The sequence below is a fragment of the Sphingomonas arvum genome, from assembly GCF_026013565.1.
In the GTDB taxonomy this organism is placed as follows: domain Bacteria; phylum Pseudomonadota; class Alphaproteobacteria; order Sphingomonadales; family Sphingomonadaceae; genus Sphingomicrobium; species Sphingomicrobium arvum.
Genome location: NZ_JAPDOB010000001.1, coordinates 1,229,015 through 1,249,928, shown reverse-complemented (window position 1 = coordinate 1,249,928; position 20,914 = coordinate 1,229,015). Strand labels below are relative to the sequence as shown.

19 protein-coding genes and 1 tRNA gene are annotated in these 20,914 nt (G+C 63.4%); 10 read left to right on the top strand and 10 right to left on the bottom strand.

The features are described 5' to 3' along the window. Together OMW55_RS06175 and OMW55_RS06170 are read right to left on the bottom strand one after the other, a co-directional pair. Entirely contained in the window at nt 1–738 is a 738-nt protein-coding gene (locus tag OMW55_RS06175) for a hypothetical protein (RefSeq protein ID WP_264881618.1), read from the bottom strand. 21 nt (nt 739–759) lie between these two features. Then, nucleotides 760–1,485, bottom strand: a complete 726-nt coding sequence (locus OMW55_RS06170) for a ParA family protein (protein WP_264881616.1) — start codon at nt 1,483–1,485, stop codon at nt 760–762. Between the two features lie 121 nt (nt 1,486–1,606). Between OMW55_RS06170 and OMW55_RS06165 the strand changes: the two genes are divergently transcribed. Further along, nucleotides 1,607–2,320, top strand: a complete 714-nt coding sequence (locus tag OMW55_RS06165; protein ID WP_264881614.1) for an SPOR domain-containing protein — start codon at nt 1,607–1,609, stop codon at nt 2,318–2,320. Between the two features lie 3 nt (nt 2,321–2,323). On the opposite strand, the gene serB is transcribed toward OMW55_RS06165, so the two are convergent. Continuing rightward, entirely contained in the window at nt 2,324–3,211 is an 888-nt protein-coding gene (serB, locus tag OMW55_RS06160; protein WP_264881613.1) for a phosphoserine phosphatase SerB, read from the bottom strand. Here serB and miaA point away from each other — a divergent pair. Continuing rightward, nucleotides 3,204–4,136 carry a tRNA (adenosine(37)-N6)-dimethylallyltransferase MiaA gene (miaA, locus tag OMW55_RS06155; RefSeq protein WP_264881611.1) on the top strand — a complete coding sequence of 311 codons (933 nt, stop codon included), beginning with the start codon at nt 3,204–3,206 and terminating at the stop codon, nt 4,134–4,136. The genes serB and miaA overlap by 8 nt on opposite strands. A 9-nt stretch (nt 4,137–4,145) precedes the next feature. Next, nucleotides 4,146–5,114 (top strand): ketol-acid reductoisomerase, encoded by a 969-nt coding sequence (gene ilvC / locus OMW55_RS06150; RefSeq protein WP_264881609.1) that lies wholly within the window; start codon nt 4,146–4,148, stop codon nt 5,112–5,114. Nucleotides 5,115–5,125: 11 nt separating this feature from the next. Here ilvC and OMW55_RS06145 read toward each other — a convergent pair whose 3' ends face one another. Genes OMW55_RS06145 through mutL form a run of 3 tightly spaced genes read right to left on the bottom strand, consistent with a single transcriptional unit; the run spans nt 5,126 to nt 7,577 of the window. Next, nucleotides 5,126–5,299, bottom strand: coding sequence for a hypothetical protein (locus OMW55_RS06145; protein WP_264881608.1), 174 nt, complete (start codon nt 5,297–5,299; stop codon nt 5,126–5,128). 58 nt (nt 5,300–5,357) lie between these two features. Continuing rightward, nucleotides 5,358–5,759, bottom strand: a complete 402-nt coding sequence (locus OMW55_RS06140) for a BLUF domain-containing protein (protein WP_264881607.1) — start codon at nt 5,757–5,759, stop codon at nt 5,358–5,360. Between the two features lie 60 nt (nt 5,760–5,819). After that, nucleotides 5,820–7,577: a DNA mismatch repair endonuclease MutL gene (gene mutL / locus OMW55_RS06135; protein WP_264881605.1), complete on the bottom strand. Its 1,758-nt coding sequence runs from the start codon at nt 7,575–7,577 to the stop codon at nt 5,820–5,822. A 111-nt stretch (nt 7,578–7,688) separates the two neighbouring features. Here mutL and OMW55_RS06130 point away from each other — a divergent pair, with 111 nt between their 5' ends. From OMW55_RS06130 to OMW55_RS06100, 7 genes are all read left to right on the top strand, one after another. Beyond that, a complete protein-coding gene (locus OMW55_RS06130; RefSeq protein WP_264881603.1) occupies nt 7,689–8,732 on the top strand; it encodes a rod shape-determining protein in 1,044 nt (347 codons plus the stop codon). 15 nt (nt 8,733–8,747) lie between these two features. Next, a complete protein-coding gene (gene mreC / locus OMW55_RS06125) occupies nt 8,748–9,632 on the top strand; it encodes a rod shape-determining protein MreC (protein WP_264881602.1) in 885 nt (294 codons plus the stop codon). Beyond that, nucleotides 9,632–10,153 carry a rod shape-determining protein MreD gene (gene mreD, locus OMW55_RS06120; protein WP_264881601.1) on the top strand — a complete coding sequence of 174 codons (522 nt, stop codon included), beginning with the start codon at nt 9,632–9,634 and terminating at the stop codon, nt 10,151–10,153. The genes mreC and mreD overlap by 1 nt, the downstream gene beginning before the upstream one ends. An 8-nt stretch (nt 10,154–10,161) precedes the next feature. Then, nucleotides 10,162–12,051 (top strand): penicillin-binding protein 2, encoded by a 1,890-nt coding sequence (mrdA, locus tag OMW55_RS06115; RefSeq protein ID WP_264881599.1) that lies wholly within the window; start codon nt 10,162–10,164, stop codon nt 12,049–12,051. Beyond that, nucleotides 12,048–13,163: a rod shape-determining protein RodA gene (gene rodA / locus OMW55_RS06110; protein WP_264881597.1), complete on the top strand. Its 1,116-nt coding sequence runs from the start codon at nt 12,048–12,050 to the stop codon at nt 13,161–13,163. Before mrdA ends, rodA begins: the two co-directional genes overlap by 4 nt. 84 nt (nt 13,164–13,247) lie before the next feature. Next, a tRNA-Lys gene (locus OMW55_RS06105) sits at nt 13,248–13,323 on the top strand. A 124-nt stretch (nt 13,324–13,447) separates the two neighbouring features. After that, nucleotides 13,448–14,575 (top strand): phospholipase D family protein, encoded by a 1,128-nt coding sequence (locus OMW55_RS06100; RefSeq protein WP_264881596.1) that lies wholly within the window; start codon nt 13,448–13,450, stop codon nt 14,573–14,575. Between the two features lie 10 nt (nt 14,576–14,585). Here the strand turns inward: OMW55_RS06100 and OMW55_RS06095 are convergent, their stop codons facing one another. The 4 genes from OMW55_RS06095 to OMW55_RS06080 all read right to left on the bottom strand — a co-directional run bounded on the left by OMW55_RS06095 (nt 14,586) and on the right by OMW55_RS06080 (nt 20,849). Continuing rightward, on the bottom strand, nt 14,586–16,232 hold the full coding sequence (locus tag OMW55_RS06095) for an SAM-dependent methyltransferase (RefSeq protein WP_264881595.1): 1,647 nt from the start codon (nt 16,230–16,232) through the stop codon (nt 14,586–14,588). Between the two features lie 239 nt (nt 16,233–16,471). Then, nucleotides 16,472–17,335: a hypothetical protein gene (locus OMW55_RS06090; protein ID WP_264881593.1), complete on the bottom strand. Its 864-nt coding sequence runs from the start codon at nt 17,333–17,335 to the stop codon at nt 16,472–16,474. Continuing rightward, nucleotides 17,335–17,979 (bottom strand): GIY-YIG nuclease family protein, encoded by a 645-nt coding sequence (locus OMW55_RS06085; RefSeq protein WP_264881592.1) that lies wholly within the window; start codon nt 17,977–17,979, stop codon nt 17,335–17,337. The genes OMW55_RS06090 and OMW55_RS06085 overlap by 1 nt, the downstream gene beginning before the upstream one ends. A 416-nt stretch (nt 17,980–18,395) precedes the next feature. Further along, complete coding sequence (locus OMW55_RS06080) at nt 18,396–20,849, bottom strand: SIR2 family protein (RefSeq protein WP_264881591.1); 2,454 nt, start codon at nt 20,847–20,849, stop codon at nt 18,396–18,398. Nucleotides 20,850–20,914: the final 65 nt, after the last annotated feature.

Genomic DNA, 20,914 nt, shown 5'->3' with positions numbered 1-20,914 from the left:
TTAACCCCCCTTACTGACCCTCTCGACCGGAGCCTGTTCGGCCATGGCTTCGAGTTCGGGCATGGACGCGAGCAACTCGTCGAGTGCTCGGGTAACCAACTGCTGGGCCGAGCGCGCGGTGACCGCGCACGCAAGCCGCAGCTTCAGGTGACGCGACGGGTCGAGCCGCAGCGTGAACGCGGCCTTGCCCTTGGCGAGCGGCTCCGCCCGCAGCTTCGGCTCGGACGCGACCGGCACGGCGCGCGGAGGCGCAACGGCCACCACCACCGGAGCGGGGGGCATGATCACCGGCCGCTCGGGAACGATCGCCTGCGGCAGTTCCTCGACGAGCTCCAGCGCGTCTTCCTCGGCGTGATCTTCGACATCAGCGGGCTGCGCGCCGCTCAGCGATGCGAAGCTGGCGCCCAGGGACGCTTCTTCCTCGAACTCTTCTTCCTCGCCCTCGTCGGACGTGTAGGCCGAAAAGCGCTCCTCGATCTCCGCCTGCTGGTCGTGGACCGGCGAGACCGGGGTCAGGCCGATCAGCGGACTGCGTGAGACATGGGGCATCTCGCCAGCATCGCCGACCGACGCGAGCGCCGGGCGGGGCGCGTCGAAGCCCATGTCGTTCCAGCCGAGATCGTCAAGGTTGCTGCCGCCCTGCCCGAAACCCTGCGGTCGCATGGCCGGACGAGCCGCGCCCTTGCGAGCCAATAGGCCCGAGGAAAGGGACGCAAATGCCTTGGGTTCGCTCTTCATGGGAGCACCCTTCCCTTTCGCTTAACCGACGACGCGGCGGCCGAAGCCACCGACGGGACGCGGCGCAGCGGCCATGGTGCCGGCGGCGGGACCCGCGGCCGGAGCCGAGAACACCGTGCGGCGGAATTGCTTTTCCAGCCGCTCGTTGATGTATTCCCAAAGTTCGATCACCTCGCGGGCCGAGCGCCCGTTGGGATCGACCTCCATCACCGTGCGGCCGTCGATCATCGAGGCGGCGAAGTCGGTGCGGTGGTGAATGGTGACCGGCGCCACCGTGCCGTGCTGAGATAGCGCGACCGCCGCCTCGCTGGTGATCTTGGCCTTGGGCGTCGCGGCGTTGACCACGAAGATCAGCGGCTTGCCGGCGCGGTCGCACAGGTCAACCGTGGCGCCAACGGCGCGCAGGTCGTGCGGGCTCGGGCGGGTCGGGATGACAATCAGTTCGGCGACCGCGATCACGCTCTGGATGGCCATGGTGATGGCCGGCGGCGTGTCGATCACCGCGAGGCGGAAGCCTTGCTGGCGCAGAACCTCGAGGTCGGACGCGAGACGCGCCACCGTGGTCTGGGCGAAGGCCGGCATGTCGGCCTCACGCTCGTTCCACCAGTCCGCAAGACTGCCTTGCGGATCGATGTCGATCAGGCAGACCGGGCCCTGCCCAGCCAGCTGCGCCTGCACCGCAAGATGTCCGGACAGGGTCGTCTTTCCCGAGCCCCCCTTCTGCGATGCCATTGCCAGAACGCGCATGCTTATCCCCTTGCCTATTGGCCGTGTTGAGGAGGGGATGCGCCCGTCCGCCTAAAATCCAGTTAACGACGGACGCGGCCTGTACTAAGCTTGCACCCATGGCGGCGTCGGGGGGCGTAAGATGACGGCATTCCTTATTGCCTTGTGGTTGAGTGCAACGGTGTCGGCGGAAGTAGAGCAGCAATATCGCCAGGCAGAGGCGATCCGCGCCGTGCAACCCGTGCGGGCGCGCGGTCTTTACGAGCGGGCGGCGCGCGCGGGCCACTCGGGGGCAGCGGCGGCGCTGGGCATGCTGATGTTCCGCGACGGCAACAGGACGGGCGCCCTGCGATGGCTGAAGCTGGCGGCAGACCAGGGTGAGGCACGCGGGCTGCTGCTCTATGGCACCGCGCTGTTCAATGGTGACGGAGTACCGGTCAACCGGACGCAGGGTTTTGCAATGGTCACCCGCGCGGCCGCAGGTGGCCTCAGCGAAGCGATCGGCACCAGGGACGAGATGGAGCTGGTGATGGGCGCGGCGGAGATCGCGGCGGCCAAGCGGCTGGCGAGCGCCGTCGATCCGGCGCTGCCCTCTTCAACGGCGATCATGGACGTCAAGACAACTCGGCCGAGCGGAGCATGGCAGGTCCAGCTCGGCGCCTTCCGTCAACCGGGCGGAGCGCAAGCGCTGTTCGGCCGCCTAGCCCCGCAATTGCCGGGCAAGCAGGCAAGCTATGTCCCGCTGGGCAGCCTGACGCGCCTGCTGGTAGGTCCCTTTGGCTCCAAGGAAGAGGCACAGGCGACGTGCCGGGCGCTGGGCGCTCGGCAGGCGTGCTTTCCCGTGGCTGCGAAGTAAGGTTCAGCCGACCCAGTCGGCGCGGCGGATCCCTTGCCCCCATAGCAGCGCGGTGAGATCGTTGAAGTCCAGCCGCGCATCAGCCACTTCGCGAAGCTTGGGCTTGCCGCGAAACGCCACTCCGAGGCCGGCCTCGGCGATCATGGGCGCGTCGTTGGCGCCGTCCCCGACCGCCAGCACCGCCGCCGGTGACAGCCCGAGCTCGTTGCGCAGGTCGATCAGCGCCTCGCACTTGGCCGCGGCGTCGACGATCGCGCCAGTCACCCGGCCGGTCAGGTGCCCGTGCATGGAGTCGAGGTAATTGGCGCGAACCTCGGTAAAGCCCAGTTCCGCCGCGGTCGGGTCGGCGAAGTCATGGAAGCCGCCCGTCACCAGCAGCGTTCCGGCTCCGCGTGCCCGCATGGTCTGCACGAGCGTCCGGGCACCTGGGTTGGCCCGGATCCGCTCCTCGCGGCAGCGCTCGATGCAGCCTACGCCAAGGCCGTTCAGCGTCGCCACCCGCTGATGCAGGGCCTGGGCAAAGTCGATCTCACCGCGCATCGCCGCGTCGGTCACCGCCGCGATCTCGTCCTTCATGCCGGCATAATCGGCCAGCTCGTCGATGCACTCCTGGCCGATCATGGTAGAATCCATGTCGGCGACCAGCAGCTTCTTCTCGCGCCCGTGGGCGTGTTGGACGATCACGTCCGTCTTGGGCAGCGCACCCTCGAGCAGCGCGCGGATCCGGCCCAGTTGGCCCGCGTCCGCATCCACTTCGATGTCGGCGGCATCGCCCTCGTCCAGCCAGCCCCAGCCGCCGAGCCGCAGCCGGGCGTCCTCCAGCAGCGTGGCGGCCGCATGAATGCTGTCCTTGTTGAGCGATCCGGCTGCTATCAGCGTGGCAATGAGCAAAGTGCGTCCTCCTGTTGGCCTCATCGCCGGTCCAACCGCTTCGGGCAAGTCGGCGCTTGCATTGTCCTGGGCCGAGCGGACGAATGGCGTCATCATCAATGCCGACAGCGCCCAGCTCTATGCACGGCTGCGGGTGCTGAGTGCCGGACCGGCGCCGGCAGACGAAGCCCGGGCCGAGCATCGGCTGTTCGCGTTCCGCGACCCGGCCGAGCCCTGCTCTGCGGCCGAATGGGCGGCGCTGGCCAAGGCTGAGGTGGTGCAAGCGCACCGGCGCGGGCGCCTGCCGATCCTGGTCGGTGGCACCGGGCTCTACCTGCGCACCCTGCTGGACGGCATCGCACCCATCCCGCCGATCGACCCGGCGGTGAGAAGTGCGGTGCGCGGCGCGAGCGTGGTGGAAAATCATGCTCGGCTGGCAGAGTTCGATCCAGGCGCGGCGGAACGGCTGCACCCGACGGATACCACGCGGATCGCCCGGTCGCTGGAAGTCGTCCTGTCGACGGGCCGCCCGCTCGCCGACTGGCAGCGGGAGCGCTCGGGCGGTATCGGTGCGGAGATAGCGCTCAGGCCGCTGATCCTGCTGCCCCCTCGATCCCGGCTCTATGCGCGCTGCGACGGGCGCTTCGCCGCGATGATGGACGGCGGGGCGGCGGACGAGGTGCGCCTTCTGCTCGCCCGGCGCCTCGACCCGATGCTGCCCGCCATGCGCGCGATCGGGGTGCGAGAGATCGCGGCGTGGCTGCGTGGAGAAGTCACCCGGGAGCAGGCGGTGGCGGCGGGCGCGCAGGCGACGCGCAACTATGCCAAACGGCAATATACCTGGTTCGCGCACCAGCCGCCGGCCGACTGGCCCCGCTTTGCCGAGCCGCTCGACGACGAAGCCGCAGCCGAACGGGCGCTGGCGCTGCTCGATGGTTCGGTCTAGCCACCCGGCATGATCAAGGACGAGGCGATCGACCCAGCGCCGCTGCACGGCAGAACCGTCGCCATCATCGGATTCGGTAACCAGGGGCGGGCGCAGGCGCTCAACCTGCGGGACAGCGGCGTGCGGGTGGTGGTCGGCCTGCGCCCCGGCAGCGGCAGCGAAGCCGAGGTGCGGAGCGCTGGGTTCGACGTCATGACGCCAGCTGCAGCGGTGCGCGACGCCGACCTGGCGATGCTGCTTGCGCCCGACGAGCGGCTGGCCGCGATCTACGACGAGGTGGCGCCCGGCTTGCGGCACGGCGCGGCCGTTGGGTTCAGTCATGGTTTGGCGATCCACTTCGGCCTGATCGCCCCGCGTCCCGACCTCGACGTCATCATGGTTGCGCCCAAGGGACCGGGCACGGCGCTGCGCAGCCTTTACCTGGAGGGCCAGGGAATGGTCGCGCTGGCGGCGGTCGCGCAGGATGCAAGCGGTGCAGCCTGGCCGCTCGCACTGGCCTATGCCCAGGCGCTCGGCTGCGGCCGGGCCGGTGTGATCCGCTCGACCTTCGAGGAGGAATGCGTCGCCGACCTGTTCAACGAGGGTGCGGTGGTGTGGGGCGCGGTCCCGGCCATTCTCCAGGCCGGCTTCGAGACGCTGGTCGCCGGCGGCATCCAGCCGGAGGTCGCCTACCTCGAATGTGTCTCAGAGCTTAAGTTGCTGGCCGGGCTGATCGAGGCGCGCGGCATCGCGGGCACGGCCGAAGCCATCAGCAACACTGCCGAGTTCGGCGCCCTGCTCGGCGGGCCGGCGATCGTGGATCGGGCGGTCCGCGGCCGGATGGAGGGCGTGCTGGCGGATGTCCGGTCCGGCGCCTTCGTGCAGGCGCTATCCGATGAGGCCGAGGCCGATTACCCCAGGCTTCGAGCTGCGCGCCAGAAAGCGAGGGCCGGCGCGCTGGAAGCGGCCCGTCTTCGCTTGCTGAAACAGAACCGCTGAGTTTCGCCGGCCTAGCCGACGACGTCTTTGTCGGGCCACCGATCGCCTACACTGGCGCGCTCCACATAGGCGCGCTGCAGGCGGCTGTGCGCCTCGCGAGTGATCGGATCGGATGCGGACTCCGCCCGCTCCTGCTCCTCGGCAGCGCGGCGGGCGAAGTAGATGCGGCTTGCTTCCTGTGTCATGGCCTCGCTCCCATGGGCGGCGGGGTTTAGCACACCTGGTCCACCGTTCAAAAGCGGGTCACGCCGCCTTGCTGTGGATCTTGGCAAAGCCGTCGACCTGGGCTCGCAAGAGCGGATCTTCGACGTCTGCGATCAGCTTGCCGACGACCTCCGTCAGGTGCTTCCCCTGCACTTCGAAGCCCATATCCCACTCAGGGAAGCTGCGCTGCTCGATGGCGCGGCGGGTGAGCTCTACCACCGCGAAGTGCCGCTCATCACCGCGGATGCGGTTGAACGCACGATTGAGCGCCTCGCTAGGTCCTTCCAAGACCTGCAGGAATCGGCGGCCACCGACCACCAGCAGCCCGGACAACCCGTCGCGGGCATTGTTGCGCCGCGACACGCTGAGGATGTGCTGCAGTTCCTCGTCCGTCGGCCGGACGGGCGCGCGCGACGTGCTGATGTAGATGATCTGTTCCATGCCGGGCACCTTTGGATAGCCAATCTGCCGGGCTGTTAATTCCAAGGCCTTACCAGTTTCTTACCGACGTCCGAACAGACGCTCGACGTCGTTCATGGACAGCTTCACCCAGGTTGGCCGGCCGTGGTTGCACTGCCCGCTGTGGGGCGTGACTTCCATTTCGCGCAGCAGCGCATTCATCTCGGGAACGGACAGCACCCGCCCAGCCCTGACGCTGTGATGGCAGGCGAAAGTGGCGGCCAGCAGGTCAAGCCGCTCCTTCAACGCCTGCGGCCCGCCAAGCTCCGCGATTTCGGCCGCGAGGTCGGCGCATAACTGCCTGACGTCGGGATGTCCGAGCGGCGCAGGGATGGCCCGAATCAGCACCGCGCTGGCGCCGAATCGCTCCAGTTCGAGGCCGAAGTGCGCCAGTTCGGCCGCGGCTTCCTCTAGCCGGTTGCAGTCCGCTTCATCCAGCTCGACGACTTCCGGCAGCAGGATGGCCTGGCGCGGCACTCCGCCGTTCCCGGCGGACCGCTTCAGCCGTTCCAGCACCAGCCGCTCGTGGGCGGCATGCTGGTCGACGATCACCAGGCCGTCGTCGGCTTCGGCTACGATGTAGGTGGCGGCGACCTGGCCACGGGCGACGCCCAACGGGTAGGATGGAACGGGCGCATGGGCAGGCTCGGCACGGGCGGCCGGCGCATGCTCGAACAAGGCGCGGCTTTCCTGCACGAGCGCCGCAGACAGTGGCGCAGGTGCCGGCCAAGCTGCTGGTGGCGGAGCCGGCTGCGGGATCCGGTCCAGCTCGCTGATCCAGCGCACGTCGGCGGCGGGCTGCATGCGGGTGGCGCTGCGATGACCGGCCTCGTCCAGCGCGGACCGCAGACCGCCAACGATGAGGCCGCGGACCGCCTGTGGGTCGTGGAAGCGGACTTCCGTCTTCGCCGGGTGAACGTTGACGTCGACCGCCTCCAGCGGAAGCGTCAGGAACAGGGCCGCGATCGGATGGCGGTCCCGAGCCATGACGTCGCTGTACGCCGCTCGGAGGGCGCCAACGAGCAGGCGATCCTTCACCGGGCGGCCGTTGACGAACAGATATTGCTGGTCAGCCGCGCCGCGGCTGAGCGTCGGGAGCGAAACCACCCCGCCAAGTTCAAGGTCGCCGCGGCGCAAGTCGACCGGCATTCCGCCGCGCTCCAGGGCCGGGTCGAGCAGTGCCGCGACCCGCACCGGCAGGGCCGCCGGTTGGACGGACAGCACGCGGCGGCCATCATGCTCCAGCGTGACCGCCACGTCCGGCCGCGCCATTGCGAGCCGTCGCACAACATCGAGTGCAGCCGTATATTCCGCCCGGGGGCTGCGCAGGAACTTGCGGCGGGCGGGCACCTTGTCGAACAGGCCTTCGACCCGGACGCGGGTGCCGACTGGGAGCGCGGCTGGTCCCTCCCCTGCCCGCGCGCCATGATCGACGGTGACTCGCCAGCCGTCCCCCTCGCGCGGCCGGCTCTCCAGCGTGAAGCGCGCGACACTCGCGATCGAGGGCAACGCCTCGCCGCGGAAGCCGAAGCTCGCCACAGCCTCGATCCGTTCGTCCGGCAGCTTGGACGTGGCGTGGCGCTCCAGCGCCAGGCTCATCTCGGCCGGCGCCATGCCGTGGCCGTCGTCCGTCACTTCAATGAGGTCGAGCCCGCCCGCCGCCAGCCGCACGTGAATGTTTCGCGCGCCCGCATCCAGTGCGTTCTCGATCAGTTCCTTGAGCGCGCTCGCGGGACGCTCCACCACCTCGCCTGCCGCGATACGATCGACCAGGTGGGAGGGCAGCCTTCTTATTGACATGGCAGGGGGTCTAGCCCAATCGAGTCCGTGGGGCGAGGCGCTGTGTGGGATCGCCATTCAACAGCGATTACCTCGTTGGGGCTTAATCACTTTTCAGGAAGACGAGCGGGCATGTTCTGGACTCGGTGGTTCAAGTGGATGTCGCACGACATGGCAATCGATCTCGGGACGGCGAACACGCTTGTCTACGTCCGGGGTCGCGGCATCGTTCTCAATGAGCCGTCGGTGGTCGCGATCGAGACCATCAACGGGATCAAGAAGGTCAAGGCGGTCGGTGACGACGCCAAGCTGATGATGGGCAAGACGCCCGACCAGATCGAGGCGATCCGTCCCTTGCGCGACGGTGTCATCGCCGACATCGATGTTGCCGAGCAGATGATCAAGCACTTCATCCACAAGGTGCACGGCGGCAAGATGCGCGCCTGGCGCTTTCCGGAGATCGTGATCTGCGTGCCGTCGGGCTCGACCAGTGTCGAGCGGCGCGCCATCCGCGACGCCGCTTCCAACGCCGGTGCTTCGGCCGTATACCTGATCGAGGAGCCGATGGCGGCCGCGATCGGCGCCGACATGCCGGTGACGGAGCCGATCGGCTCCATGGTGGTCGACATTGGCGGTGGCACGACCGAGGTCGCGGTGCTGTCGCTGCGCGGCCTGGCCTATACCACGTCGGTCCGCGTCGGGGGCGACAAGATGGACGAGGCGATCTCCTCCTATGTCCGCCGCAACCACAACCTGCTGATCGGCGAAGCCACGGCCGAGCGGATCAAGCAAGAGGTCGGCATTGCCAAGCCGCCGGTCGATGGCATCGGCAAGACGGTGCACATCAAGGGCCGCGACCTCGTCAACGGCGTTCCGAAGGAGATTTCGATCAACCAGGGCCAGATCGCCGAGGCGCTGTCCGAACCGGTTGGCACGATCGTCGAGGGCGTCCGGATCGCGCTGGAGAACACCGCGCCGGAGCTGGCCGCCGACATCTGCGACCAGGGCATCGTCCTGACCGGCGGCGGCGCGCTGCTGCAGGGGCTTGATGAAGTGCTGCGTGACGAGACCGGGCTGCCGGTGACCGTTGCCGAGGATCCGCTCACCTGCGTTGCGCTCGGCACCGGCCGCGCGCTCGAGGAAGAGCAGTTCCGCGGCGTGCTCCAGACCGCGTAAGGGGTCGTTCGAACGGTGGCGCCGCCCGTCGGTGCGCGCCCGGGCTGGTCGCGGCGGGCGCAATATGGCCTGTTCTTCAGCTTTCTGGCGACGATCGCGGGTGTCCTGATTGGACTGTTCCTGCTCGGCCTCTCCATCGTGGCGCCGCACGCCTACGCCGGCGTTCGTGGCGCCACGCTTGACGTGACCAGCCCCGTCACGGGCGCCCTGCGAGAGGCCACGACCACTGTTACCGGCCTGGTCAGCGGCGCCGGCAACTACTGGGACGCCGCCCGCCAGAACGCCGCTCTGAAGAAGGAGCAGGCAGCGCTCCGGCAGCAGGTCATTCAGGCGCGCGCCATCCTGAACGAGAATGCGCAGCTGAAGGCGGCCCTGCAACTTCGCGAGAAGGCGCTGCAGGCGGTTGCCACCGGCCGCATCGTCGGCTCCTCCTTCGAAAGCCAGCGCCGCTTCGCGGTGATCTCCGTCGGGCGGGGTGATGGTGTGCTCATCGGGATGCCCGTGCGCGCGCCGGCCGGGCTCGTGGGCCGAGTGGTGGAGGCGGGGGCGACGGCTAGCCGCGTGCTTCTGATCTCCGACCGGGCAAACATCGTTCCAACCCGCTTGCTGCGGGGCGGTCAGGCAGTCATCTCTACGGGTCGTGGCGACGGCACCGTTGATCTTCGTCCGCTGGAAGTCGGCCGCAATCCGTTCCGCCGCGGCGACATTGTAGTCACCAGCGGCACGGGCGGCCTGTATCCGCCCGGAGTTCCGGTCGCGCGCGTGGTCCGGCTTGATGACGATGGAGCCATCGCCCTTCCCATGGCTGACCCGGCCGACGTCAGCTTTGCAGTCGTCGAGCAGCCGTACGAGGAAGCAGCGTTGCGCGCCGCCGACGAGCCGACCCCCGAGGCGCGCTGATGGTCCGCTCCGCCCTCGGCAACAATGCCACCATCGGCCGTGGTCCCCGACGCCTTGCGCGCTACTGGCCGGCCGGCAGCGTCGCGATTGCGTCCACGCTGTCAGTCTTGCCGATCGTCACCGAGGTCGGCTGGGGACCTGACTTCGGTTTTCTGATGCTGATCGCCTGGCGGCTGCTGCGCGGCGATGCCATTCCCGCCTGGTGGGCAGCGCCCCTTGGCCTCTTCAACGACCTCATCACGGGCTCGCCCGTCGGCCAGTCGATCTTCGTATGGACCGCGTCCATGCTGATGCTCGACCTGGCCGATCGCCGCACCATGTGGCGCGATTATTGGATCGAATGGCTGCTGGCTGCCATTCTCCTGTTCATCAGCCAGGTGGTACGCTGGGACGTCGACGCGCTTATGGGCGCATCTTACGCCTTTCGCCTCATCTGGTCGCCGTGGATCATCGCCGTGCTCGCCTTCCCGCTCGCCGCCTTTACCGCCTCTGCGGTTGACCGTTGGAGGCTCGGCCGATGAACCCGCCAATGCGTTTCACCTCCGTTCACCAGAGCCTGACCTTTTCGCGGCGGATGCTGGTGGTGGGCGGCGCGCAAGCTGCGGTCGCCGGGGCGCTCGTGGCGCGGCTCGGCTGGTTGTCCGTGAAGGAGAACCAGAAGTACAACCTGCTGTCCGAGGACAATCGGGTCCAGATGATTCTGGTTCCACCGCGCCGCGGTTGGATCGTCGACCGGGGCGGCAAGCCGATCGCGATCAACCGGTCCGACTTTCGAGTGGACCTGATCCCGGACCAGCTCAAGGACGCTGGGCGGACGGTCGCCATCCTCACAGAGCTTCTGGCGCTCACTCCTGACGAGGTCGACCGGATCAATCGGGACATCAAGGCTGCGCGCGGCTACCAGCCGGTACAGGTCGCCGAGAACGTGCCGTACGAGCGCTATGCGGCGGTCACTGTCCGCCTGCCCGAACTTCCAGGCGTTCAGCCGATGCGGGGCTTTTCCCGCTTCTACCCGGCTGGCCCCGCCGTAGCCCACTTGGTCGGCTATGTCGGCACCCCGTCGGCCGAGGATTACCAGAAGAGCAAGGACCCACTGTTCCTCACTCCCGGGTTCAAGATCGGCAAGCAAGGGCTTGAAAAGACGTTGGAGCCCAACCTCCGGGGGACCCCGGGCGGGCAGCGGATCGAAGTCACGGCGAGCGGCCGCCTCGTCAAGGAACTCGACCCTAAGCCCGATCGCAGCGGCGGAACGGTGCAGCTTACAATCGACGCCGGTCTGCAGGAATATGTGGCGCGGCGCATGGGCGACAACTCGGGCGCACTGGTCGCATTGGATGTGGACACGGGCGACACGCTGGCCTTCGTCTCCATGCCTGCGTTCGATCCCAACAGCTTCAGTGCGGGCATCGGCCGGACCGAATGGCGGATGCTGTCAGAGGACGACCACAAGCCGCTGATCAACAAGGTTTCACAGGGGCTCTACCCCTCGGGCTCGACCATCAAGCCTGCCATGGCATTGGCGTTCCTGAAGCAGGGCATCGACCCGCGGCAGCGGGTCTTCTGTCCGGGCGGCCTGAGGATCGGCAACCGCTTCTTCAGCTGCGACGCCCGGCATGGCTCGGTCGACATGCACGTGGCAATCGAGCGTAGCTGCAACACCTACTTCTGGGCCATGGGCCTGCGCACCGATCCGGAGCTGACCACCGAGATGGTCAACTATCTCGGCTACGGGCAGGAATTCGACCAGCTGCCGATCAGCCAGCGTTACGGCACCATGCCGAACCCCAAGTGGCTGGAGAAGAAGTACAAGCGCAAGTGGCAAGGGTTCGATTCGGCCAACACGTCGATCGGCCAGGGCTACGTCCTGATCAACCCGCTGCAACTGGCCGTGATGCCCGGGCGGCTGGCGTCCGGCAAACTCATTCAGCCGCGCCTGCTGGCGGGGGCGCGACGCCAACGGATTGCACCGGTCGCCGTCGATCCGGAGCACCTCGCGATCGTTCGCAATGCCATGGCGGCCGTGGTCAACGGCAGCGGCACCGCCGTTGGGTCGAAGCTGCCGCTCGACGGCATCCAGATGGCCGGCAAGACCGGAACCGCGCAGGTGTTCCGCCTCACCGCCCGCGGGGTGGCCAACTCCAATTGGGCATTGCGGGACCATGCCTTGTTCATCGCGTTCGCCCCCGCGGACAAGCCGAAGTACGCCATCGGCTGCATCATCGAGCATGGCGGGTTTGGCGCTTCGGCCGCGGCGCCGATCGTGCGCGACAGCATGACTTACCTGTTTGACCAGGAGAAGGCCTGGGCGACGCTTGAGCCGCTGGAGAAACAGTGGGGCGGCAGCCTGGCCGAGCGCAACGCGCGGCAGGCAGCCGCCTTCAAGGCCGCGGCACAAGTGCCACCGGCGGCCAGCGCATGATCTCGTCCGCCATCATCCCGCAACCGCTCGCCCGCCTGCCCTGGCGGCTGATCTTCCTGATCATGGGCATCGGCCTGTTCGGGCTGGTGAACCTCTACTCGGCCGCCGGCGGGTCGATCCAGCCCTGGGCCATGCGCCAGGGCGCCGCGCTGCTGCTGTTCCTCAGCCTGGCCATCGCGCTGTCCAAGGTGCGCGAGGAGACGGTCAAGCAGCTGGTGATTCCGATCTATGGATCGATCGTAATCATGCTGGTGCTGACCGACATGCTGGGGTTCGTCGGAAAGGGTGCGCAGCGCTGGCTGGATCTCGGCATCATCCGGCTGCAGCCATCGGAGTTCATGAAACCCACCATCGCCCTGATGCTGGCGCGCTTCTACGAGCTGCTGCCCGCCGGGGATATCCGCAGTTTCCGCGCGATCTGGCCCGCGGCCGCGTTGATCGGGGTCCCCGCTGGTCTCGTAATCCTGCAGCCGGACCTTGGCACCGGCCTGATGGTGGTATTCGCCGGCGTGACCGTGATGTTCCTGGCCGGCCTCCCGGTGAAGTGGTTCCTGATCCCGGGAGGCGCGATCGCGGCGGCGATCCCGATCATCTACCAGTTCCTGCTGCACGGCTATCAGAAAAAGCGGATCGACATCTTTCTCGACCCCGAAAGCGACCCGATGGGCGCCGGCTACCACATCACCCAGAGCAAGATTGCGATCGGCTCCGGCGGGCTGTTCGGCAAAGGTTACCTCCAAGGTAGCCAGAGCCATCTTCAGTATCTGCCCGAAGGCCACACCGACTTTGCATTCGCGACGCTTACCGAGGAGTGGGGCATGGTCGGCGGCACGATCGTGGTCCTCGCCTACCTGTTCGTGATCCGCTGGGCGATGAAGGTCGCGGCCAATGCGCCGACCCGCTTCGCCCAGCTGTCGTGCGCGGGCTTGGCGGCCGTGCTCTTCTCCTATTTCGCGATCAACCTGCTGATGGTGATGGGTCTGGCGCCGGTGGTGGGCATTCCCCTGCCCCTCATCAGCTACGGCGGCTCGGCAGTCATGACCGTGATGATCTGCCTCGGCCTCCTGATGAGTTTCGAGCGCCAGCAGCGAACTCGTTCAACCCTCAGCTAAAGCGGTTGCAAAGGGTGGTAGGCCTCGCTACATGCCCGCTCGCGCAGCCGCTCAGGGCGGACCAGCGCACCGCCTCACAGGCATGGACGCATAGCTCAGTTGGTAGAGCAGCTGACTCTTAATCAGCGGGTCCTAGGTTCGAGCCCTAGTGCGTCCACCACCTTTCTGAAGTAAAATCAGGTGTTTGCACCTGGTCCGGCGAAGAGTGCTGGCACCTACGTGAGACTCGTAAGCTGGTCGTAAGCAGTTGACCACGACCGGCCGGTGATTATCACGCCGCGTCGATGCGTTATATCGACAGCAATTCTAGAGACGCGGCTGATGCTCTTGGCTCCTGGCTTGAGCAGCATGTGTTGAACAAAGAGCTAGCGGCACTCAGGTGGCAAGCAGGCTTCTTTGGCGGCGAGATCCTTGATTATTTTGCGCCGTCAATTGCAAGCCTGAGGACCAGCGGTGGGCCTCTCCGAGTTCTCATCGGCTCAAACAACGGCGTCACTCGCTCAAAAGACATCACGCAGCTGCTGCAACTGGCTGGGCCGCCGCGAGCTGATCGCAGCATTGGGGTGGTAAGCTTCACCGGTGGTCTCTACCATCCAAAGACCGTTCACATCACGAGGATGGACGGATCAGCAGCCGCTTACGTAGGCTCCGCCAATCTGACGAAGAACGGAATCACTTCCCTCAACATCGAAGCGGGCATCCTACTAGACTCTCGCGATGGGGACGATGTGGGCTGCCTAGCCGATATCGCCGCCGCGGTGGACTGGTGGTTTGCGGCCAAGCGCGAAGGCATGACGGTTGTCCAGGGCACCCAGGAAGTCGACGCGCTGATTACCGCAGGCGTGCTGGACCGGCCGTTGCCACCTCCAAGCCCACCCACCGACGCCAAGATGAAATCTCGCCATGGGACTCGTTTGAAGCCGCTCGTGAAGGTGCCAGCACCTGCTCCACCGGAGGCGGCTGCTCCCGCTCCACTGTCTGCGCCAGTCGCTGAGTGGACCAAAAAGCTCAGTGCTTCGGATGCGCAGCGTAAGAAGGCGGGTAATCAGCGCGGTAGCATCTCGCTAGTCAGGGCTGGCTACAACATTGACGCGCAGAAGTACTTTCGCCGCAATTTCTTTGCGGGCGAGCCATGGGTCAAGGGCACTACGTCTACCGGAGTACCTCGCGAGACTGCGACTATTCAATTTGCTACCACCGTGCTCGGTATAGACCTGGGCACGGTACCCTTGATGGTCAGCTATGCACCTAATCGTGAGGCAGACCAGAACAACTACACGTCGCTTCTGCACATCGAGGGGATTTCCGACGAGTTCCGGGATCGAAACCTAACTGATAAGTGGCTTCAGCTCACGAAGGACGCGTCGGGTCGATTTGGGCTAGCCATCACCAACACCGACCCGAGAACCTGAACTGAGATGCCTAGTCAGCAGTGCGCCGACGTCCTTGGCGTCTGTTGCGCAAGGTATCCCAACCAGCGCTAATGCGCGCTACGTCTGTTCCAGATAGGCCCAAGCCATCTCTTAGTAGCACTTGATCTGAGTGCTGCAGGGCCTTCTTCAGATCGCCGCTCCTGAGGCTTGCATCTATGTAAGCGACGTCCAGCTTATGACTGAAGTCGTACAGAGATGGCAATTCTTCTGCCTCTCTCGGCTCCAATTCTAGGACACCACCGCCGTACGACCTGCCGCAAACTTCTGCCCACGCGAAGGAAAGCGAGTTGATCGAGGAGGCGCAGAGGCGATCTCGGTCGATGCCACTCCTTATTCTTACGCGGTGAATGGTGTCAGTCGCAGTAGCATTTGCGCAGTTGGCCACCAAGAAAGGAGCGTTGTGTATCTGCCGAAACATGAACGCGTCCGGGACGTATATTGAGGGTACGTCATACCAGCGTGGCCGCACACTGCACTTATAACCCTTGTGTACGCCTTCCGCTTCTCCGGCATCAAGATATGTGCGGAGCTCGGGAGAGAACCTGTCCGGGTGAACACCACGTAGATTGATAAGACGCGACGGGTTTTTAATCTGATAATTATCGAGGTCTGCTTCGTTGAAGTAGATCGATTTCAGCGCGCTTGTTCGCCCTACCGTAGGCAGCGCGAAGCCGTTCACGCCAATCTGATCGGCTTGCTCCTTCGTTACGACAAAGAAGCTGTTCCTACCGGTGACTACACCGACATCGACTTCAGCAAAGTCGCTGAGTGGGCGAACATTCGGCTGACGCTGCACCTCGTCCAGAATGTCGAACGTTGCAGGATCTAGAAAAAGCGAAGTCCACTTCATTCCACTACGAGTATGACGAGCTGGGAGGTGACCTACCTTGTCCTGAAGCAGATTGGACCGCAGCAGGTCCGCCCCGTTGCGCACCTGCACAGTGTGGAAGGTGCCGTTTCTAGCTGCTCGCTCCGTACGGTCCTCAGCTAACAGCAAAACCACCTCTTGCTGAATATCTGGAAACACCAGCTCGTCGAATGCGACGAGAAGTATATCACGGAACATGTGGGGCAATTTTTCGCGCAGTTCTCTGGCGTAGCCTACCTGCAGGAGTTCGGCTGGTAGAACCAACGCCATCCGCCCGCCCGGCGCTACAAGCTCTGCACAAAGTTGAACAAACGCGCACCAAGCGTTTGCGAGCTTCGTTGGATGGTAGCCGAAGGATTTCAGGTAACCGAAAGCCCGATCACGCACTTCGGCATCAAAGTGCTGAAATCTTATAAACGGCGGATTCCCAAGGATGGCGTCGTAGGGACCCGCAGCTCGGACCTCATCGAATCGCTCGAAGAAATCACCCTGTATCCAGCGCGTTTTTGCCTCAGTTGATCCACGATTCTTAGCGCGCTCAAGCTCCTGCTCTAGGAGCTCGACCCCCGTGATACTGCCGTGAACGGTAAGGTGCTTGGCCGCTACCTCGATGAAATTGCCGTCACCACAACTCGGCTCAAGAACTGACTCGGCTCCTGTACGGATCGCCCACGATGCCAGAAAGTCCGCGAGAGGAAGCGGCGTGTAGTACCCACCTCGGAGCTTCTGCAGTGTAGGATCGAGCTTGTTCGTCTTGAATTTGGCCATACCCCGGTGCTTCGGGAATCCCGCTGGCAGGTGCAAGCCGCGGCCCTCCCCCGTTCAGTCCCACCGGCACGTTATCCACAGGAAATTGGAGCAGCTTGTTTCAGAGATCACGGAAATAAGGTGGCGCCAATCCTTACGATGCTCTGACGTGCCGTTTTTCGACGGTTACCAGTGTGGGAGCGCCAAGGGCTTAGCCGAGGCGACCCTCTGATTGGTTGTCAGGCTTCCTACGGCTTGTCTCAGAGACCCGGCAAGATGGCCATCAACCAGTCCCAGCTGAGCCCTAGAAGATGGGCGATCCCCGCCAAGAGCAGAGCGCCGAAAGCAACACCGGCTGCATTGCCTGCAGCCTTTCCAAAGCTCTTCGCGAATTCGTTAGCGGCTGCGTCTAACTTGCTGCCTGTCCACCCAATTAGTTTAGCAAGTCGACCGCTGGCCTTAGCAATTTCAAGTGCATCAGGCGTCTCGCTGGCAGTTCCAGCCGCTATAATCGTGGCAGCTGCGCGCACTTCGCCCACGATGAGTGCGAGCTCATATTCATGCTCATCCAACGGTGGCTTGTTGTGGCCCATGCCGCCATGGACCGGCTCCTGTGAGTTTACGAGAGAAAGTAGATCATTCGCGCTCTTGTGAAGAGCGCCTCGTAACTCAACTTCTACCGCAGCACCGAAGGCTGGCACGTTGCCGGCCTCAAGCTGCCTGACCGCTTCTTCGAATTGAGGCGGAGGCTCCTCCATCGCGGCGTCATAATCTTCAGCCGCACGCACGTGATCGGGATGCTTCGGACCGGGTGCCCACTCTGTAATTCCGCTTCGTTCCAGCTCATCTATGACGTCTTCCATGGTCTCCTGGCTGACCACATCGTGGAATTGGCCTTCTATTTCTTCGCGCGCGTCGTAGGGACCACCCCAGATATATAAATACCCGCCCTCGCTGCTTTGATACGGGGTCTCGTTGGCCGGGTCCTCGAACATCCCTCGAAACCAACTCAACATGTATTCTCGTTGCTCGTCGGGAGGCATTGCACCTAGTTCAGTATGGGTGACACCATGCTCCGGATCATCGATGGTGTAGTAGCGAGCGCCCACGGAAAGATCAGGCATTACAAACCCTCGCCTTCGATCAGTCTTAAGTCGTCAGCAGGGTCGATTTCCGCGCTTCCCTCCGACAATCGCGACAAGCGAACTCCGTTGAAGAGCCAGTAATCCATGCCGCTGACTGCGCTCCAGTCGTAACCCATCTCGTGGACGGCCTCGAGTGCTGCTCTAGATGGGCTCATCTCCTGACCTCGGAATTGCACCTTCCGAGGACTCGTGACGGCACAAACCACGTCAGGATTCTTGGCGAAGGTGAGCTTGCTTCCTATTGGGATGTTCAGGCTTGTGAAGGTACGGATCTCACGCCTCTTCCGAACCTCTTCAATATCCCGTCGCTGCTCAGAATCGATCGCCTGCTGAGCATCAGAGAGCTGAACATCCTCAATGGCGACCAGCTCGATTATGGCCTTCGCCAGATCAGGCTCGATCTGAAAGAACTCGCGACTGCGCCGCACCCGTCGTTCCCCGAAGACGAAATGGAGAGTTCGCTCGAGCCGTGCACAATCCGGCACCTTCGCCGCGAAGTAACACTCGAAAGGTAGGGGAACCGCCGTTGTATCCAGCTGCCTTACTCGCGACATGACATCGTCGCCTTGTGTAAGGCCGAGCTTCACATACCCCGGCATAGCTTCATTAGTCAGAACGTACACGTACCCCTCAGACACTTGCGTCTCCAATCTGGTACGTCTTCGTAGCTGAAACGCTCGTCGTTACCACCTCCAAACAGCGGCGATGACTGACCGAATCTCTGGGTCGAAAATTTCCTCGGCGACCATTCTGTCGGCCCAAGCTTCAAAGCTGCCGAACTCACGCTCTATTGGTGATTCGGGCACCCGCGCCAGCCTCCCACCGTCGGGCGCGCGCAAGCATAGCTTTGGCGAACAAGTGGTCAGAGCCCGCGCGGCAATTCGCCAATGCTCGGCCCGTTCTGGACGGCTGCCCTCGACATCCTGCGAGGTCTTCCGGCTGGCCTCAATCGTCTGGGTGCAGGTTCGGCAGGCAAATCGCTGCCAAGTTTCTGCCCACGGCTGATCCCATGAGCCTTTCCAGAAGCATCTAGGGCGCCCTAAGCGGCAGGAATTCGTCGGGCTCTCGGTTGAACCTCAGAGATGATATCCCGCGCCGCCTGCAAGGTTTTTCGTGCTCTAGACCAGTAGATTGATCTACGAACTGCAGGTGGTGCGGATTCAGAGACCGCTAGAATTTGCGCGCACCAATCTGCAACGCGCTCCAACTGATCGGCACTGAACTTACTGTGGTGCGCCTCCACATAGTCTAGATAATTTGAGGCCACCCGGTATGGGTAGAACCCCTCTTGAAAATTACGAACCTGTCGCTGAAGTATGTCGTTGGCTTTTGCGAAGGCGTCGAAATAGTCGTCCCAGTAATTCGAATTAAGTCGCGATCTCAGCAAAAATTTCGCGTAATGGTTTTCGATCTGGTAGGGGTCGTAACCTCCGCGTCGGCTCGCGAGACCGAAAGCGGTGGCAAAATGATCGGCCGCGTTTCGGTAATCCTCGAACGACATGCAGGCAATCGCATACTGAAGCCAAAACTGAGGGTTATTTAGTCCAACACCGCTAGCCCGAATGGCTTCGAAATAAGCGACTAGCTTTCGTTCCTTGTCAGGGTTGGTGATGATGTTCTCGATGAACCCAAATCTCATCAGGCCTTTGAAGAGATCATCGTACGCGGCCGAGTTCTCTCTCAATCTATCCAAGCGCACCAAGAGCCCTGGCACGTGCTCTAAAATCACGTGGTCAGGAACTACGTCTTGAAGAACTGCTTGCGCAAACGCCGGTGATCGGACTGATACCTGCTGGTGAGCAAAGTCGACAAACTCGCGAACGATCTCGTTGGCTTGGTTGGCGCCGTACTTAAATAGGTCTGATTGAACGACTTCGCACAACTGAGCGACGTTGAGTTTAACACCACTGTGCGCGGCGCTCAGTGCTGCGAGGACAGACCGTTTGATGTCAGGCGGCTGCTTGTCCAGCCCTACGAATTCCCTCTTGATGCGCTCGAAGAGATCCGAAGATCGGCATACGTGCACTAAAAGAGTAGCTAGATTTGATTTGCATTCTCGCTCGATGTACCTGAGCCGCTCCTCAGTCCGATCGCCCTGACGAGGACCCCACAGACCATTAGCGTATAGAATATCATCAAATTCCGGAGCCTCTTGGTCACCAATTCCATCAATGTCGAAGATCCGAAAGTCGTCTCCGAAGGCTTCGTTCAGGTCGCCGATCCGAGTTTGTAGCGCTCCACTGCGCGTTGTCAAAATGACCGACAGGAGTGGAAATCGCTCAAGGAGATGCTTTATCTGTCGAGAAAATGAGAAGCAGTGTTCAAAAATCACAACGATCTTTTGCTGATCGGCAGATCCAAGACTCGCAAGGTAGTTTACATCGTGTGGAAGGCCGTCGGGGTCTCCATTGAACACTAGGACCCGGCGTCCTTCCGCCAGACAATAGTGCTCGAACTCGATCAGCGCAGTGGTCTTACCCTCGCCAAGGCGTGAGTGAAACAGCACTCGCATCGGACCAGCGTCGAGTAGTCGAGTAGCCTCGGAAATGGCCTCTCGAGCGACGTAGTAATCGTGACTGCCATTCACTAGGTCTCTGATGATCAGCTTCGACTCGACTTGCCCCTTCACCAGAAAGTCGGTCACCTGCTCGCGGGTCGGTGCGGATTCAGCGACGGCGAGTTCCTGCTCTACCAAGCTAGCCAAGAACGGCGTCGGCCTAGCAGCTTCGGCCGCGTCTGCCACTGGAAAGATGGTTGCGACGTCTTCTATGTTCCTAGGGACTACAGTTCCGTAGGGCTCGACTGTAAGCTCAGTGGCCCGGCCGGCGCTCTCGCCGATCACGAAAAACGTTTTGGCCCGAAGCGAAGGGTCTCGGTACAGTAACCGGGCGATGTCTAGATCTGAGAGAGAGTAGCCGAAGAAGAAGATCGCGTCTGCATACGCGGCATCGCTTCGAAAGCGTTCTGGCCATCCCGAATGAGTGAGTATGTCAGCTGCGTACTGGCGGTCGGTTAGAGCGAATGCAGACTCCCAGTCAGCATCAGAGATTCGCTCTACATACCCGTGCAGATGAGCGATGTTCGTATACCCAGCGAGATCGCGCGGGCGATCCAAGACGGTCACACTGTTTACGGAGGTGCCTTCTCGTCGGCGGCACTCCTCAATCACATCATCATAGTTAGTGGTATAGATTTGCGCCCAAGGCAGGCTGGCGATGTGTAGCTGACCAGTGCTAACTTCAGCAGCGCGGTAGAACTCCCGGATCAAGTTCCGAATGCCGGGTTCACACTTCCTACTCTCGTATATCTGAGCAGCCAACCGTAGTGGTAGCTCCTCCTCTTCTCCTGCTGCCTGAGAAAGCTCCAAGGCGAGGTCCGCCGCGTCCGCCAGGCTCCTGCCCTGGTGGTTCTTGGCATCGCGAGAGAAGCCCGCTCCAAAGAAAGCGATTGAGCGTCCGAGATGTATTCGTCGCGCGGCTTCTTCGAAATTCAAGCTAAACCTCCAGAACGGCTGATGCAGCATAACGCGACGTATCTGCACGTAAACACCTACGCGAT